The sequence below is a fragment of the Beduinella massiliensis genome, from assembly GCF_900199405.1.
GTDB classification, from domain to species: Bacteria; Bacillota; Clostridia; order Christensenellales; family Aristaeellaceae; genus Beduinella; species Beduinella massiliensis.
The window spans coordinates 1,870,265-1,885,442 of the sequence record NZ_LT963430.1 but is presented as its reverse complement, the minus strand read 5'-3'; the positions used below and the strand labels follow the sequence as shown (position 1 = coordinate 1,885,442).

Here is a 15,178-nt window from a genome sequence, read left to right as displayed (position 1 = left end):
TCACCTCAATCCCAATTTTTCCTTGATGACCGGAACGTATTGCCTGGATACGTATACGATTTCCCCGTTCGTCAGGGTCGCCAGCATCCGGCCGCCAAACTCCGGTCGCAGCGAACGAATCTGTCCGAAGTTCACCACGACGGCCTTGGACGCACGAAAAAAGTCGCTGGGCCCCAGCCGTTCCTCCAACTCGTAAAGCCTAAGCGGCGTCTCAAACACTCCATCCGCCGTATAGAGAAACGTCTTTTTGTCCACGGAATCCGCATACAGGATGTCGCGCGCCTCCAGGATGAACGTCTGTCCCTCCCTGACGCCGGTGATCTTCTGATCGAACGCGCGCAGCAGCGCCAGCATCCGAAGCACCTGCTCGTCCATCCTGGGGCAGCGGACGCTTACCTCGATCTGCGCGGCGTCCGGGCTTTCATCGATGGTTATCTTCACAGTTCATTCCCCCCAAGCCTCTATTTCGTAGCTACAGCCTTATTGTACGGAGCTTTTTCTTCTCGTTCAAGTCTTTTTAACTCAGTGGTACAAAAGAGCTCCCAACCTGCACGAAGCGGCAGTGCCCGCACCCCTCGTTTTCGCGCAGGCTCCATTACTGCAACAAAAAAGCGGGACCGCCTGTCACAGCGGCGCCCGCGTCCCTGTATCTATGTTCCTACGCTTCCTTCGCGCCCGGCAGCATCGCCTCCCGGATGCGCCGCAGGATGCGCGCCTCCTGGCGGGAAACCTGCACCTGCGTCATGCCCAGCTCCTGCGCGGTCTGCGTCTGCGTCTTGTCGCGGAAGTAGCGCAGGACGATGAGCTTTCGATCCCGCTCCGGCAGCTTATCGATCTCCTCTCGCAGGGCGAAACGGTCAATCGCGCCTTCCTGTTCTTCCCCGACGACGTCCCAAAGCGTGCCGCCGTCCTCCTCTCCGATCGGCGCGTCCATGGAGACGACGCCATAGCTGCTTTCCAGCGCCATCGTCAGCTCCTGCTCGTCACAGCGCAGGACCTTGGCGATTTCGCTGATCGTCGGCTCGCGCAGCAGCTGCTGACGCAGCAGCTCCGCGGCCTTTGCGGCGTGCGCCGCGGTTTCCTTCAGCCTGCGCGATACGGTGATCGTCCCGTCGTCACGCAGAAACCTTCGTATTTCCCCCATGATCATCGGCACGGCGTAGGTGGAAAAGCGTACGTTCAGATCCAGCCTAAAGTTCTTGATGGCCTTGACAAGCCCCAGAGCCCCTAACTGATACAGCTCCTCCATCTCGCACCCCCGGCCCGCAAAGCGCGCACAAATAGAGCGCACCAGCGCCAGATTCGCGCTGACCATGCGCTCAAGCGCCTGCGAATCCCCGGATTGTGCCAGTTTTATGAGATGCATGGCCTCTTCGTGTGAAAGCACACCGGCCACGCGCGTCACTCCCCGGCGCCAAAGCGTTTCGTCATGTGCACGCAGGTGCCTTCGCCGGGTCTGGACGTGACCTCCAGCGTGTCCATGAACGTCTGCATTACCGCAAAGCCCATGCCCGAGCGCTCCATCTCCGGCTGCGTGGTGTAAAAGGGCTGCATGGCCTTTTCCACATCCGCGATGCCCTTTCCGTGGTCCTCGATGGTCACGCTCATCTCGTGCTCCCCCTCTATGCGCGCGCTCATGACGACCGTGCCCTGCGTGCCCACGTAGGCGTGCACGATGGCGTTCGTCACCGCCTCGCTCACCGCCGTCTTGATGTCCGCGATTTCCTCGATCGTCGGGCTTAGCTGCACGGCGAAGGCGCTGATGACCACGCGCGCGAAGGACTCGTTCTGTGCGCAGCCGAGGAACTCGAGCCGCATGCTGTTCTGTTTCACCATAATCCCTTCCTCCCGTGTTATCGCACTTTTTCGATGATGCGCTGCAGCCCTGAGAGCTGAAAAATTCGCTCAACGTGCGGGCTCATGTTGCGCACAGCCATGCGCCCGTCGCGCCTGCTGATCGTGCGGTAACGCCCGATCAGCACGCCGATACCCGAGCTGTCCATGAACGTCAGCCCCTGCATATCGATGACGAGGTTGCGCACCCGTTCATCTTCGATGAGCTGGTCCAGCTCCTGGCGGACCGTCTGCGCACAGTGATGGTCCAGCTCGCCTTCCAGGCACACGACCAGCGTATCCCGCTGCTTTTTGTGTTTGAGCATAACCTTGCCTCCTCCGCTCTGGTGATTGTGTTTGTTTCCGTATGCATCCGCCCATATCCTTCCACGAAAAAGGTCTAGTTATGTCGTCAACGCGGGAATCGTTCGCCAAAAAGTGCAAAGGCTATCCGAAAGACAGGACGGCGTTTGCCGTCATCTTCGGATAGCCTTTGCCTGAAAAGCGCTGTAATCGTCGTAGCTGTTCGCTTCGCCGCGATAAAGACGCTCGTAAGCCTTGCGCTTAAACGACGAGCGCGCGCACCTCTTCGCCCGTCATGCGCTCGCGCAGGAGCAGCTCCGCCGCGACGCGCTCAAGCGTTTCCTTCCTTTGCAGCAGCGTCCGTTCCGCGAGCGCCATGGCATTTTTCAGCGTCCGTTCCACCGCCTCGCGCTCGCGTTCTCCTGCCGCCATTTCCCTGGGCAGGGCGTGTACCGCGACGCACCCTACCTCTTCGTCCATTCCCCAGGAGAGGCAGGCCGCTGCCGCCATCTGCGTTGCGCGCTCCAGGTCGTTCGCCGCGCCGTTTGTCACGGCGTCCTCGCCCAGTAAAATGCGCTCCGCCGCGCGGCCGCCCAGCGCTACCGCGAGGTTCGCCCATAGCTCCTCGCGCGAGACGAAGGCGCTGTCCGGCGGCACGGCCATGCTGTAGCCGCCCGCGCCGTTCACGCTGGGGATGATGCTCACCGCGCTCAGGCGGCTTCGCGGCATCAGCAGCAGGGTCAGCAGCGCGTGGCCCGCCTCGTGAACGGCCGTCACCCGCCGCTCGCGTTCGGACAGGACGCCGCCAACGCGCTCCTCGCCCACGAGCTGCGTCGAAAACGCGCGGCGTACGTCCGCCTCTTCGATCTTTTCCGCGCCGCGCTGCACGGCGTAGATCGCGGCTTCATTGAGCATGCTCTCCAGCTTCGCGCCGCTGAAGCCTACGGTATCCTGAGAGAGCGCGTTCCAGTCGATCTCCCCGCAAAAAGGCTTGCCCTTCGCATGCAGCGTCAGAATCCGCTCGCGCTGCTCCCTGCCCGGCAGATTCACCGCGATGTGGCGGTCGAAACGTCCGGGACGCAGCAGCGCCTCATCCAGCGTGTCGATGCGGTTCGTCGCCGCCAGCACGACGATGCCGCTGTTTTCTTCAAAGCCGTTCATCTGCGTGAGCAGGGCGTTCAGCGTCTGCTCGCGTTCGTCGCTCGACGCGCCGTCGCGCCGCTTGCCCAGCGCGTCGATCTCATCGATGAAGATCACCGCGCGCCCCGCCTTCTTCGCCTTCGTAAACAGGTCGCGCACGCGCGCCGCGCCCACGCCCACGTAGACCTGCACGAAGTCGGAGCCCGATACCGCGTAAAACGGCACGCCCGCTTCGCCCGCCAGCGCCTTGGCCATCAGCGTCTTTCCTGTGCCCGGCGGGCCGTAAAGCAGCACGCCGCGCGGAATGCGCGCGCCGAACCTGCCGTAAAGCTCCGGATTTTTTAGCGCATGCGCAAGCGATTTAAGCGAAGAGAGCGCTTCCTCGTTCGCGGCTACGTCGGTAAAACGAAGCGACGGGGACGCCTCCGCCACGTCCATCGCCGATGCTTTCGCCATGCCCGCCCGTGCGCGCCCGGGGGAGCGCAGAATCGCGATCATCGTACCTACGAGCAGCGCGCCCACGAGCAGACGGGTTACCGTCTCCCGGGCCGGCATGGCCGAACCCGGCAGCGCGTAAAACAGCGCGGCCGCGAACAGCCCAGCAGCTACCAGGAGCAGAACGTTTCTCGCCACGCGGCTGGATTGATTTCTCACATTTGCCACCTCATTATAATTTCATCACAAATGAATGCACACATTATACCGTCTATAAGCCGCCGCGTCCATGGCCAAATACTGGCTGTGTAATGTTCCCTAGCGCAGGTGAAACTGTCCTTAGCTTGTTTGGAGGGGCGCATGATGAAAAAAAAGCCGGTGCGCATTGCGCTGATCGTGCTGCTTAGCCTGCTCGTGCTCTGCGTGGGCGGCTTTGCCTTTGTTTACTTCGCATTCGACGTGCCGAATTGGCAGAAGATCGACCCTGAAAAGATCCTCAATTTGCAGCAAACCTCCCTCGTCTACGACGGGGAGGGCCAACTGATACAGACGCTGCAGGCGCAGGAAAATCGCACCGTCGTGCCGATCTCGCGCATCCCTCGTCACGTGCAGGATGCTTTTATCGCGGCGGAGGACCTGCGCTTTTACAAGCATTCGGGCTTCGACCTGGTTCGCATCGCGGGCGCGCTCGTAAATGACATTAAGACGCGTTCCCTGCGCGAAGGCGCGAGCACGATCACGCAGCAGCTCGTCAAGCTCACGCACCTGACGCTCGACAAGACGTTCTCCCGCAAGCTCGAGGAGGTCTACCTCGCATGGCAGCTCGAACAGGACTTCACCAAGGATGAAATCCTGGAAATGTACCTCAACTATATCTACTTCGGAAACGGCGCCTATGGCATTCAGGCCGCGGCGCAAACCTATTTCGGAGTCGACGTCGAGGACCTGACGCTCGTACAGGCGGCGGGGCTCGCCGCCACCATCAAGGCCCCCTCCGCCTTCGCGCCGCACATCAAGCCGGAAGCGAATCGAAATCGACGCAGCTATATTCTGCGCACGATGGCTGAAAATGGCTTCGTTACCGAGGCGGAAGCGCAGGAGGCGGAAAATACGTCGCTTTGGGTGCTTCAGCGCCAGCCCAAGGAGAATACCTACGGCTGGTTCGTGGACGAGGCGCTGCGCGAGGCGGAAGCGCTTCTTTCCGTCTCCTCAGACGACTTGCTGGGCGGCGGATATCAGATCTACACCACCCTGCAGCCGCGCCTTCAGGAAATTGCGGATGCCCTCTACGAGGACGACTCGTATTTCCCGGATGACGCAAAAGACGGCACGCCCGCGCAAAGCGCCCTCAGCGTCGTGGATGTAAAGACCGGCGCGGTCGTCGCGATGGTCGGTGGGCGCGAATACAGCGTGCGTCGGGGCCTAAACCGCGCCATTCAAATGGAGCGCCAGCCCGGCTCCGCGCTCAAGCCCCTTTCCGTATATGGCCCTGCGCTGGAGCTTGGCTATACGACCGCCAGCGTGCTGCTCGACGAGCCGGGGGATTTTAACGGCTATACCCCGAAGAACGCGAGCGGGAGATACTACGGCCGTGTCAGCATGCGATCGGCGCTCAAAAGCTCGCTGAATCTGCCGGCCGTCCGTCTTTTGCAGGAGATCGGTCTGCCCGCCGCCAGCAGCTATCTCAGCCGCTTCGGCATCACGGCCGACGGCAAGGATCAGAACCTCTCCCTCGCGCTCGGCTCCATGGCGTACGGCGTCACGCCCACCCAGCTTGCAGCCGCGTACGCAGTGTTCGCGTCGGGCGGCGTCTATCACGAGCCCTACGTGATCTCTCATATCGTGGACAGCGCCGGCAACACGGTGTACGCCTACGACGCCCAGCCTGTGCAGGCGATTTCCAGCCAGAACGCCTTTCTGATGACTTCCCTGCTGCAGACCGTAACCGCCAGCGGCACCGGCTCCAAACTGCGCACGCTCGGCTTTCCCGTCGCCGGCAAGACGGGCACTGTTTCCATGACCGGCGGCAACCGGGATATCTGGATGGCCGCGTATACCCCGGAGTATGCGGTCGTGACCTGGATGGGCTTTGACAAGACGGACAGCACGCATAAAATTCCCAATGGTACCACCGGCGGCGGAAAGACTGCGCTGCTGGCCTCCGCGTTTCTGTCCAAAGCGCTCGAAGGCCGCGAATCTCCCGACTTTACGCAGCCCGAGGGGCTCGTCTGGCTCACTCTGGATAGGCGCGCCATGGAGCTCACGGGAAACGCGATGCTGGCCAGCGACATGACGCCCGAGAAGTATCGCTACGGCGAGGTGTTCCTGGAAACCAACCGCCCCTATGAGGTCAGCACGGTTTGGAATCCCCCCTTGGCGCCCACGAACTTCTACATCACGAACGCGGAGAATGGAAAACCCGTGCTGAACTTCACCGCCGCCCAGTACGCACGCTATCGCATCGTGCGCGAAAGCGGAAACGGCGCTTCCGAGCAGCTCACCGAGATGGTGCTGGAAGCGGGAAACACCGCGACTTATACGGACGAAAGCGCACAGGTCGGTGTGACTTATACCTATCGCATCATCCCAATCCACGAAGAGCTCCTTCAGGAAGGCACGTGGCTGGAGGGACAAAGCGCCGCGCAGGTCGCCCAGGCACAGTGGACCTACGAAGGCTTTCTGGGCGGCATACTCGACTTTCTTACGCCCGCACAGGAGCCGTCCCCCACGCCGCCGGAGCAGACGTCCCTGTTCTGGTGAGCTCATGCCCGACCGGCCCGTTCAAAGTACGCTTTGTTGTACAGGTAGGATGGATCGTCCGGCCATCGTTCGCCCACGCGCTCGTTTATTTGCCGCGCAAGCATTCGCTCTCCCATGCGGTCGTAGCAGACGCATAGCTGGAGCAGCGGCACGTAGTCGTAGCATTCCGGCTGTACGAAAGCGCCGGAGCGGGTGTCCGCCTGGCACGTGAGCGCCCGCTCGTACCAATAGGCCGCCGCGCGATAGTTCTGCGCTTCTAAAAAAGCAGCGCCGATCTCACAGCAGGTTTCAGCCCTCGGCACGTCCATCGCAAACGAGCGAAAGCGCATGGCCTGCGCCTCCTCCTTCCGATCCAGCGCGCTTAGGCACCGCGCCGCGCCTCGACAGGCGTCGATCCGGTTTTCAATCCAGCCGTCCGGCTGTTCAAGAAACGCCTCGAACGCCGCCAGCGCCTCCGCAAACCGGCCGTGGTCGCTCAATTCGCGCGCGTAATAAAACTGCTCTCTTGGCCCAAGCTGCTTGCCCTGCGCAAGCAGTTTTTCGTATATGCGAAGGTTCCGGTCGCTGTCGCCCGTCCCCTCCTTTCTATGGGACACCGCCGCGTCCGCGTAAAGAATTCGTCCTGCAGGCGTGATCGCCTCGTGCACCGCGCCCTCCCAGCGGAAGTTCATCGACCGGCGCAGTAGCCGTTCGCGATAGTAGGTCATCGTCGGAATACCCCGGTCGTCAAACCCGATGCGGTAAGGCAGCATCACCACGTCCGCAGTCTTTCCAATCGTCTTTTTCAGTTCTATCAGCTTTTGGGCGTCCTCGGGTTCGATCATGTCGTCGGCGTCGAGCCACAGGATAAAGTCCTGCGATGCCTTTGAAAAGGAAAAATTGCGCGCCTTCGAGAAATCGTCCTGCCATTCAAAGTCGTATACCCACGGCGTGAATCCCCGGGCGATCTCCCTCGTGTCATCCTCAGAGCCTGTATCTACGACGACGATCTCGTCCACCGCCTCTTCTGCGCTTTTCAGACAGCGCATTAGATGCCTGTGCTCGTTGCGTACGATCATGCACAGGCTGACCGTGGCGTAGGAGATTTGTTCGCTCATGTTCTTTACCTCCCGCACATTCGTCTTTTCCCGCTCATAGTGTATGTCAGGGGAAGCCCGGCCGGAACCAGCTTCCCACTCCCAAGGAAAAGGGTGATTGTTTTGCCGATTTATAATAGCCGAAATACCCGTTGCGCTAGCGTACTTGGCAGCGTACCTTACGCCACGTCTCCTTATCCCTCCTGCCCGCTGCCCCAGCAAATGGGCTGCTGCATGCCGCCCTGCCCGCCGCCCTGTCCGCCCCCTTGCTGCATGCCGGGACCGACTGGACCGACCGGGCCGACGGGGCCTGCAGGCGGGCCGACCGGACCCACCGGGCCGACAGGCCCTACCGGTGCCACAGGCGCGCCGGGCATGAACGGTGCGATGGGCCCTACCGGCCCCACCGGCGCGCCGGGCATGAATGGCGCGATGGGGCCCACCGGCCCCACTGGCGCAACGGGCGCTAACGGCGCGGCAGGCGCTGCCGGATCTACCGGCGCCACAGGCGCTACCGGGCCCACCGGTGCAACGGGCGCTACCGGGCCCACTGGCCCCACTGGTCCTACCGGTGCAGCAGGCGCGGCGGGCGCTAACGGCGCGGCGGGTGCCACTGGCGCGACGGGCGCTACTGGCGCAGCAGGGGCTACCGGTGCAGCGGGGGCTACCGGTGCCACAGGCCCCGCCGGTCCGACGGGCCCTACCGGTGCCGCCGCGACCGTGAACGTCGGCACTGTGACCACGGGCGCCCCGGGCTCGGACGTGCAAGTCACCAATTCCGGCGATGAGAATAACGCCGTTTTAGATTTTGTCATCCCGCGTGGCGATCCGGGCGGCGGCGGAACCCCCGAGGTGCTCGCCACTGTGGATACAGCAACCCAGGCCTCCAGCGCAGGCGGTGCGTTGGTTTTTAACGACACACCGCTCGTATCCGGCACCACCATCAGTCACACGGCGGGTTCCTCCAATGTCGTCATCAACCAACCCGGTATCTACCAGGCAACTTTCCACGGTACCGCCTCCGTGGATGCCGGAACCCCGATTCCGGCTGAACTCACCGTGCACCTGAACTTGGACGGCACGCCGATCTCCGGTGCGGTCGCTCACCACACCTATACCGCGTCGACCGAAGTCGCCACGCTTCCGATGAGCGTTCCTTTTGAGGTGACTACCACTCCGGCTAACCTGGAGGTCGTCGCGGATCAGGCCGGCTTCACCTTCTTCGATATTTCGTTTACCGTTGCCCGTTTGGGCGATTAACCTTAAACTTGCGTTGCTGCGCCGTCATCCTTCGGGGCGGTTCCATCCTTTCAGATGGAACTGTCCCGTTTTAAATTGCCATCGCGCTCATCGAGTTGCTGTTCCATACATACCCCTGCAAACAAGCCGCGCATCTATATCACGATTGATCCTATGAAATTCTTCATTTAACCCTCATTATTCTTTTCAAGCAATACGCTTTTTCTCGCGGGCAGTCGCACGTTAATGCCATTTCCCATAGCCCTGTTTAGCAGACCCCTATCTATCCTGAATGTAACCTATATATCGTGCATTCTCTTACGGTACGGCCTTGGCGAACCTGGAAAAGCGGTCACGGCCCTGTTCTCCACGCGTCTTGCCCCGAACGGGGCATCAATTTCCGCCGCTGCTTCAGTGCGCCGCACGTCTTCTTCGCATCCCTCATAATGTACAATCGGGGAAGCCGGATGCTGTTCGCTTCCTACGCCACCTGAAACGGGTGATCAATTTGCCGATCTATCACAGCACGAATCATCCGCGCGTCGCTGTTCCCTGCGGTGCCTTTTACGCTCCGTGCATCCCCTCCGCCTGTGGATGCCAATCGCAAAACCACTGCCCCGCGTCCTGTCCAACCGTCATCGGCCTCGAAGGGCCGACAGGCCCGACAGGGCCCACGGGAGCTCGCGGCCCCACCGGAGACACAGGACCTACCGGTGCGACAGGTAAAAATGGCGTCGCGGGCCCTATCGGGCCCACCGGAAATACCGGCGCGACCGGTGCGACCGGCCCAACCGGGCCTACGGGAGCTGACGGGACAACGGGACCGGCCGGTGCGACCGGTTCAACCGGACCTATCGGGCCCGCAGGAAATACTGGCGCGACCGGGCCTACGGGAGCTGACGGAACAACGGGACCGGCCGGTGCGACAGGTTCAACCGGACCTATCGGACCCGCAGGAAATACCGGTGCGACCGGGGCGACCGGCCCAACCGGACCTACGGGAGCTGACGGGACAACGGGACCGGCCGGTGCTACAGGTTCAACCGGGCCTATCGGGCCCACCGGAAATACCGGCGCGACCGGGGCGACCGGCCCAACCGGGCCTGCCGGGCCTACCGGGCCTACCGGGCCTACCGGCGCGACCGGAACTGTTGCAAATGAATCCTTCGCTACATTTATTAACTATGGCGCTCAGTTCGTTGACGCCGCGCTGATCCCCTTCAGCACTGCGGTTGCCGACACGACGGGCCACATCGTGTCAAACGATAATCAGCGGATAAACCTGGCCCCGGGGTATTATCTCATTTCCTACCAGGTATCCGTCCTTCTGCGCACTGCCGGGTTTATCCAGGTCACCCCGTTCTATAACGGCGCTGTGCATATTGAAAACGGCCTTTATTACGCTTTGGGCACGCCTGAGCGCGCCAGTGGGCTGGGGTCGATCAGCTTTATCCTTGAGATTCCCACGGCGACCGTCTTCAGCCTTACCTATAACAGTCCCGTGGAAAGCACCGAAGGCACGCTTCACCTGACCATCATACGGCTCAACCGCAGCCTCTAGGACGCGTCTCCCTGACTGAAGCCTCAATAGGATTGTCTTCGCACGCGTTCCATCCACACGGTATTTAGGGGAAGATAAGCTGCACTTCTCAGTCTTTTTGAAAAGGGGGATCGTCTTGACGGTTTATTCCAGAAACCATACGTGCTTTTCCGGCCTCCTTAAATTCTGTCAGCCCCCGATGTGTTCGTCTCGTGTGTTTTCCGCGTACTGCCCGCCGCGCAGTCCGATGCCCGGTTCAGCCCTGCCGACCACAGGTTGCGAGGGCACAGGCTCAGCGCGCACGATCGATATCCCGCAATCGGCCGGAATCGTTGGTCTTGGTGATCCAACAGGCCGCACCGGCCCTACAGGTTCTATGGGCCCGACCGGACCCACAGGGCCGACCGGATGCACCGGCCCAGCCGGACCCACAGGGCTGACCGGATGCACCGGCCCAGCCGGACCCACGGGACCGACCGGTTCCACCGGCCCAGCCGGACCCACAGGGCCGACCGGATGCACCGGCCCAGCCGGACCCACAGGACCGACCGGATGCACCGGCCCAGCCGGACCCATGGGGCCTTCCGGCCCGGCGGGTACGCTTCCCGCCCCTGCTTCCGCCAGTCTGGCCAGTACGACAGCCCAGACGCTGGTACCAAACGGGCATTATGCGCCGGTGCATTTAACCCTGTACACGCCCCGTGATATAAGGCTGGAAGAAGACGGATGCACGGTAACGCTCCTGCGGGACGGGCTTTTCCTTATAAACTACGCGGTGATTCCTTCCGCCGGCGCAAACGCGGACGCAAGCGCCGCGCTTCTTCTTCCCAATCGCGGCGCGGTACCGCCCGTCCTACTGCTTTCCAACCGATCCATGCCGGCAAACGGCGTCTGCGCAACGGCGTCCTTTGTCGCCCCGTTTGCTTCAGGAGATCAGCTCTTTCTCGGGGTAAATTCCGCCGAGACGGTGATCCTATCCAGCCACTCCAAGCGCTGCGCAAACGCGTCGCTCTGTATCCTTCAGGTGGGCTGACACGGCATGCCGCCGTTTAGAACGGTCGTACCTCTAGGTCTGTGTTTCGCGCACCCTGCATACTGTGCGTTGCAACCCGGAAGCCGGCGTGCTATACTTGTCTTCGACAAATGAACCGGCAGGGGGAAAGTCCATGGCCTCGTTTGATCCGCGCGCGCTGGAACTTACCGTCCGTGCGGGAGAAGTGCTGCTCCAAAGCGGCGCGGAAATCTTCCGCGTTCAGGAGACGATGCTGCGCATTGCGGCTGCCTACCACGTGGAGCCGTTTCACGTGTACGTCATTTCCAACGGCATCTTCTGCTGTGTGGACGGCGAAGAGGGCCGGCGCATCAGCGAAATCCGTCACACGCCGCTCTCCCCCGTCCATCTGGGCCGGGTCGCCGCGGTCAACGCGCTCTCGCGAGGCATCGTCTCCGGCCAATGCACGCTGGGTCATGCCCTTCAAGAGGTAGCGCGCATCGAGTCAATGCCTTTTAAGCCCGCATGGGCGCAGGTCGTGGCTTCGGGCATTGGCAGCGCGGGTTTCGGCTATTTATTCGGCGCGAACCTTTGCGACGCGGGCGTTTCCTTTCTGGCTGGGGCGTTATTGCAGCTCTTCCTTTTCTTTTTCTCTCGGCACAAGGTTTCCAAGATCCTGCAAAATCTGCTCGGCAGCGCCGCCGTGACGCTCGTGTGTATCTTCTGCTGCCTGCTCTTCCCGGGGCTCACCCTTTCCAGCACGATCATCGGCGCAATCCTTCCGCTTGTGCCCGGCGTACCGCTGACAACTGCCGTGCGCGACTTTTTTAACGCCGACTATCTGTCCGGCACCATCCGCCTGATCGACGCGGTGCTCGTCGCCTCGTGCATCGCGCTCGGCGTAGGCTTCATGCTCAAGCTCTACAGTCTGTTTCCGGGAGGTCTCCTGTGATGCCGCTTCAAATTTTCGCCGCCTTTCTGGCCACCGTAGCCTTTGCGGTGCTCTTTCAGGCGCCGCGCAGCGAATACGTGCAGTGCGGTCTGGCGGGCGCGGTCAGCTGGGCCTGTTATACCCTCTGTCTGCACATCAGCGCTTCCGTCACGCTTTCGACGCTCGGCGCAACGATCGCGCTTACGCTGCTTTGCCGCCTGCTTGCGGTCGCCCGTCAAATGCCTTCCACGGTATTTCTCGTATGCGGCATCTTTCCGCTGGTTCCCGGCGCAGGCATTTACTACACCGCCTACCACTTCATCATGGGAGAAAACCAGCTCGCCGTCAGCCGCGGAATTGAAACCGTCAAAATCGCCGTCTCCATCGCGCTCGGCATCGTGCTCGTCCTTTCCCTTCCGGGTGGCTGGTTCTCAATCGGACGCTTCCTTCGCCGGACAGAACCCCGCGCCTGACTTTGACTCTATTCCTGCCGGTTTCGACACTTTTCCCGATCTGTCCATATCCACGCGCAGGCGCGCCGTGGTATAATCAGGCAGGTCTAGTCAAGGATGTGACAGGGATGCCGGATTCTATCATCACCAAGAACGCACTGGCGGCGGCCGTCAAAGAGCTGATGCAGCAAAAGCCCTTCGCCAAGATCAGCGTAGGCGACATCTGCGAGCAGTGCGGCATGAGCCGCAAGAGCTTTTACTATCACTTCCGCGACAAGTACGATTTGGTCAACTGGATCTTTTACAGCGATTTTTTAAGATCTCTGCAGGAAGAGCCCTGCGAAAACGGCTGGCTGCTGATGCGCAATCTTTGCCGCCTCTTTTATAAAGACCGCCATTTTTACGCCAATGCCCTGCAGGTGCGCGGGCAAAACGCCTTCCGAGATTACTTTGTTGAGGTGCTTGAGCCCTTCATCATCGCCTTTACGCAGGACATGGTCGCCGACCGCACGCATCAAAAATTCTTCATCACCTTTTATTGCGACGCATTTCTCACCGCCATCGTGCGTTGGCTATCTGAGGGCGCGGAAATTCCTCCGGATGAATTCGTCGACTTATTTGAAAGCGTCGCTGAACACTTCGTATCGCACCTGCCCAAAAATGAAGCTCCCGACGCCTGACGCGTATTTCTCATCGCGACAAAAAAATCCGCTCGGCCCTTTCAGGCCAAACGGATTTTTTCTTACTTATGCCCGATTTTGATGCCGCACGGATAGGCCGCTTCGGCATCGAACGCAGGGTCGGAGGTCACGCGCTCATAGAAGCGGTAGCCTCCGCTCAGGTTGTAGCATTCAAAGCCTCTTTGCGAAAGCATCCGGCAGGCGATGTAGCTGCGAAGCCCGCTATGGCAGTTGACGTAGATGGGCTTCTGCGCGGGAAGCTCGTCCAATCGTTCCCGCAGGCTGTCCAGCGGGATGTTGAGCGCCCCGTCGATATGGCCACGCGCATACTCTACTGGCGTGCGCACGTCCAGCAACGTCACGCTCCCATCCCGCGGCAGGCAGGCCACGTCATGCCAGTGGAATTGCCGCACGAGCCCGCTCCGCACGTTCTCGATCACGAAGCCCGCCATGTTGACCGGATCCTTTGCCGAAGAATAGGGCGGTGCGTACGCCAGATCCAGCTCCGCAAGATCCTGCGCCGTCATTTGCGCGCGAATGGCCGTAGCCAGCACGTCAATGCGCTTGTCAACGCCGTCAAAACCTACGATCTGCGCGCCGAGGATTCTCCCGGTCGTCGGATCGTAAAGCGTCTTGACCGTCATATTGCTGCTGCCCGGGTAATAGGTCGCGTGCGACGCAGAAAACGTAAGCGCCTTATCGTACGGGATGCCCGCCGCCCGTACCGCCTTCTCATTCAGGCCCGTCGCCGCCACGGTCATGTCAAACAGCTTAATGACCGACGATCCCTGCGAGCCGGGGTAGTGCCGCGCGATACCGCAGATGTCGTCCGCCGCGATGCGTCCCTGCCGGTTGGCGGGCCCCGCCAGCGAGATGAGCGCGTCCTGTCCGCTGATGCTGTTTTGCACCTGCACTGCGTCGCCCACCGCGTAGATGTCCGGCGCAGAGGTGCGCATGCGCTCGTCCACGACGATTGCGCCGCGAAGACCGAGCGAAAGGCCAGCTTCCTTTGCGAGCGCCGTGTCCGGCGCTACGCCGATCGCGAGCACACACAGGTCGGCCAAAAGAGCCTTTCCGCCAGAGGTGCGGGTCACAATGCCGTCCTCGCGCGTCTCAAAGCCCTGCACGGTTTCGCCCAGCACGAGCGCTGTGCCCTTGCTTTTAAGGTAAGCATGCACTTCGCAGGCCATGTCGTAGTCGAGAGGCGCCATGACCTGATTCGCCCCTTCTACGACCGTGACCTGCACGCCTGCCTGCATCAGGTTTTCAGCCATCTCCAGACCGATGAAGCCGCCGCCCACGACGACCGCGCGCCGGGGCGCTGTGCGCTCGACGACCGCGCGTAGCTTGAGGGTATCCTCCACGGTGCGGAGCGTGTAGACGCGTTCGCTTTCAACGCCCGGAATCCCCGGACGCACCGGCCTCGCACCCGGCGAGAGGATCAGCCTGTCGTAGCTTTCCTCGTATTCAGCGCCGGTGGACAGGTCGCAAACCGTCACCGTCTTTCGCACGGGATCGATTCGCCGCACCTCGCAGCGTACACGAACGTCCACATTGAAGCGCCGCTTAAAGCTTTCCGGCGTTTGAAGCGTCAACGCTTCCCAATCCTTGATCGTCCCGCCGACATAATAGGGCAGGCCGCAGTTGGCGTAGGAAACGTATCCGCTGCGTTCAAAGACGACGATCTGCGCATCTTCGTCCAGCCTGCGCAGTCGCGCGGCTGCGCTCGCGCCGCCGGCGACGCCGCCCACGATGATGACCTTCATGTTCAGCACCTCTTTTCTCCGGCCGTTAAAGC

At 61.4% G+C, this 15,178-nt stretch carries 13 protein-coding genes and 1 pseudogene; 7 read left to right on the top strand and 7 right to left on the bottom strand.

Features of this window, described 5'->3' with window-relative positions:
• From C1725_RS09205 to C1725_RS09185, 5 genes are all read right to left on the bottom strand, one after another.
• Positions 1–441, bottom strand: coding sequence for a LytTR family DNA-binding domain-containing protein (locus tag C1725_RS09205; RefSeq protein WP_346026513.1), 441 nt, complete (start codon positions 439–441; stop codon positions 1–3).
• A gap of 217 nt (positions 442–658) precedes the next feature.
• Positions 659–1,396: a SigB/SigF/SigG family RNA polymerase sigma factor gene (locus tag C1725_RS09200; protein WP_346026512.1), complete on the bottom strand. Its 738-nt coding sequence runs from the start codon at positions 1,394–1,396 to the stop codon at positions 659–661.
• Positions 1,397–1,401: 5 nt separating this feature from the next.
• The gene (gene spoIIAB, locus C1725_RS09195) at positions 1,402–1,833 is read right to left on the bottom strand and encodes an anti-sigma F factor (protein ID WP_428829598.1); all 432 of its coding nucleotides are present in this window, start codon (positions 1,831–1,833) and stop codon (positions 1,402–1,404) included.
• A 20-nt stretch (positions 1,834–1,853) separates the two neighbouring features.
• Positions 1,854–2,159: an anti-sigma F factor antagonist gene (gene spoIIAA, locus C1725_RS09190; RefSeq protein WP_102411318.1), complete on the bottom strand. Its 306-nt coding sequence runs from the start codon at positions 2,157–2,159 to the stop codon at positions 1,854–1,856.
• A 238-nt stretch (positions 2,160–2,397) separates the two neighbouring features.
• Positions 2,398–3,930 (bottom strand): AAA family ATPase, encoded by a 1,533-nt coding sequence (locus tag C1725_RS09185; RefSeq protein ID WP_102411317.1) that lies wholly within the window; start codon positions 3,928–3,930, stop codon positions 2,398–2,400.
• 141 nt (positions 3,931–4,071) lie between these two features.
• Here C1725_RS09185 and C1725_RS09180 point away from each other — a divergent pair, with 141 nt between their 5' ends.
• Complete coding sequence (locus tag C1725_RS09180; RefSeq protein WP_102411316.1) at positions 4,072–6,471, top strand: PBP1A family penicillin-binding protein; 2,400 nt, start codon at positions 4,072–4,074, stop codon at positions 6,469–6,471.
• A 2-nt stretch (positions 6,472–6,473) separates the two neighbouring features.
• Here C1725_RS09180 and C1725_RS09175 read toward each other — a convergent pair whose 3' ends face one another.
• Positions 6,474–7,568: a glycosyltransferase gene (locus C1725_RS09175; RefSeq protein ID WP_346026511.1), complete on the bottom strand. Its 1,095-nt coding sequence runs from the start codon at positions 7,566–7,568 to the stop codon at positions 6,474–6,476.
• A gap of 699 nt (positions 7,569–8,267) precedes the next feature.
• Here C1725_RS09175 and C1725_RS19310 point away from each other — a divergent pair.
• From C1725_RS19310 to C1725_RS09145, 6 genes and pseudogenes are all read left to right on the top strand, one after another.
• Positions 8,268–8,807 (top strand): hypothetical protein, encoded by a 540-nt coding sequence (locus C1725_RS19310; RefSeq protein WP_346026510.1) that lies wholly within the window; start codon positions 8,268–8,270, stop codon positions 8,805–8,807.
• Between the two features lie 619 nt (positions 8,808–9,426).
• A pseudogene (locus C1725_RS19625) lies at positions 9,427–9,933 on the top strand (hypothetical protein); the annotation flags it as partial.
• 108 nt (positions 9,934–10,041) lie between these two features.
• On the top strand, positions 10,042–10,347 hold the full coding sequence (locus tag C1725_RS19305) for a hypothetical protein (protein ID WP_346026509.1): 306 nt from the start codon (positions 10,042–10,044) through the stop codon (positions 10,345–10,347).
• Between the two features lie 1,145 nt (positions 10,348–11,492).
• Positions 11,493–12,269: a threonine/serine exporter family protein gene (locus C1725_RS09155; RefSeq protein ID WP_102411313.1), complete on the top strand. Its 777-nt coding sequence runs from the start codon at positions 11,493–11,495 to the stop codon at positions 12,267–12,269.
• Positions 12,269–12,721, top strand: coding sequence for a threonine/serine exporter family protein (locus C1725_RS09150; RefSeq protein WP_102411312.1), 453 nt, complete (start codon positions 12,269–12,271; stop codon positions 12,719–12,721). Before C1725_RS09155 ends, C1725_RS09150 begins: the two co-directional genes overlap by 1 nt.
• Before the next feature lie 107 nt (positions 12,722–12,828).
• Positions 12,829–13,380, top strand: a complete 552-nt coding sequence (locus tag C1725_RS09145) for a TetR/AcrR family transcriptional regulator C-terminal domain-containing protein (protein WP_102411311.1) — start codon at positions 12,829–12,831, stop codon at positions 13,378–13,380.
• A 62-nt stretch (positions 13,381–13,442) separates the two neighbouring features.
• On the opposite strand, the gene C1725_RS09140 is transcribed toward C1725_RS09145, so the two are convergent.
• Complete coding sequence (locus tag C1725_RS09140) at positions 13,443–15,146, bottom strand: FAD-dependent oxidoreductase (protein ID WP_102411310.1); 1,704 nt, start codon at positions 15,144–15,146, stop codon at positions 13,443–13,445.
• Positions 15,147–15,178 lie beyond the last annotated feature (32 nt).

Bases quoted from the DNA above. Each gene is read 5' to 3' on its own strand.
- spoIIAA (WP_102411318.1), bottom strand. From the start codon at position 2,159: ATGCTCAAACACAAAAAGCAGCGGGATACGCTGGTCGTGTGCCTGGAA.
- C1725_RS09180 (WP_102411316.1), top strand. From the start codon at position 4,072: ATGATGAAAAAAAAGCCGGTGCGCATTGCGCTGATCGTGCTGCTTAGC.
- C1725_RS09175 (WP_346026511.1), bottom strand. From the start codon at position 7,568: ATGAGCGAACAAATCTCCTACGCCACGGTCAGCCTGTGCATGATCGTA.
- C1725_RS09155 (WP_102411313.1), top strand. From the start codon at position 11,493: ATGGCCTCGTTTGATCCGCGCGCGCTGGAACTTACCGTCCGTGCGGGA.
- C1725_RS09150 (WP_102411312.1), top strand. From the start codon at position 12,269: ATGCCGCTTCAAATTTTCGCCGCCTTTCTGGCCACCGTAGCCTTTGCG.
- C1725_RS09145 (WP_102411311.1), top strand. From the start codon at position 12,829: ATGCCGGATTCTATCATCACCAAGAACGCACTGGCGGCGGCCGTCAAA.
- C1725_RS09140 (WP_102411310.1), bottom strand. From the start codon at position 15,146: ATGAAGGTCATCATCGTGGGCGGCGTCGCCGGCGGCGCGAGCGCAGCC.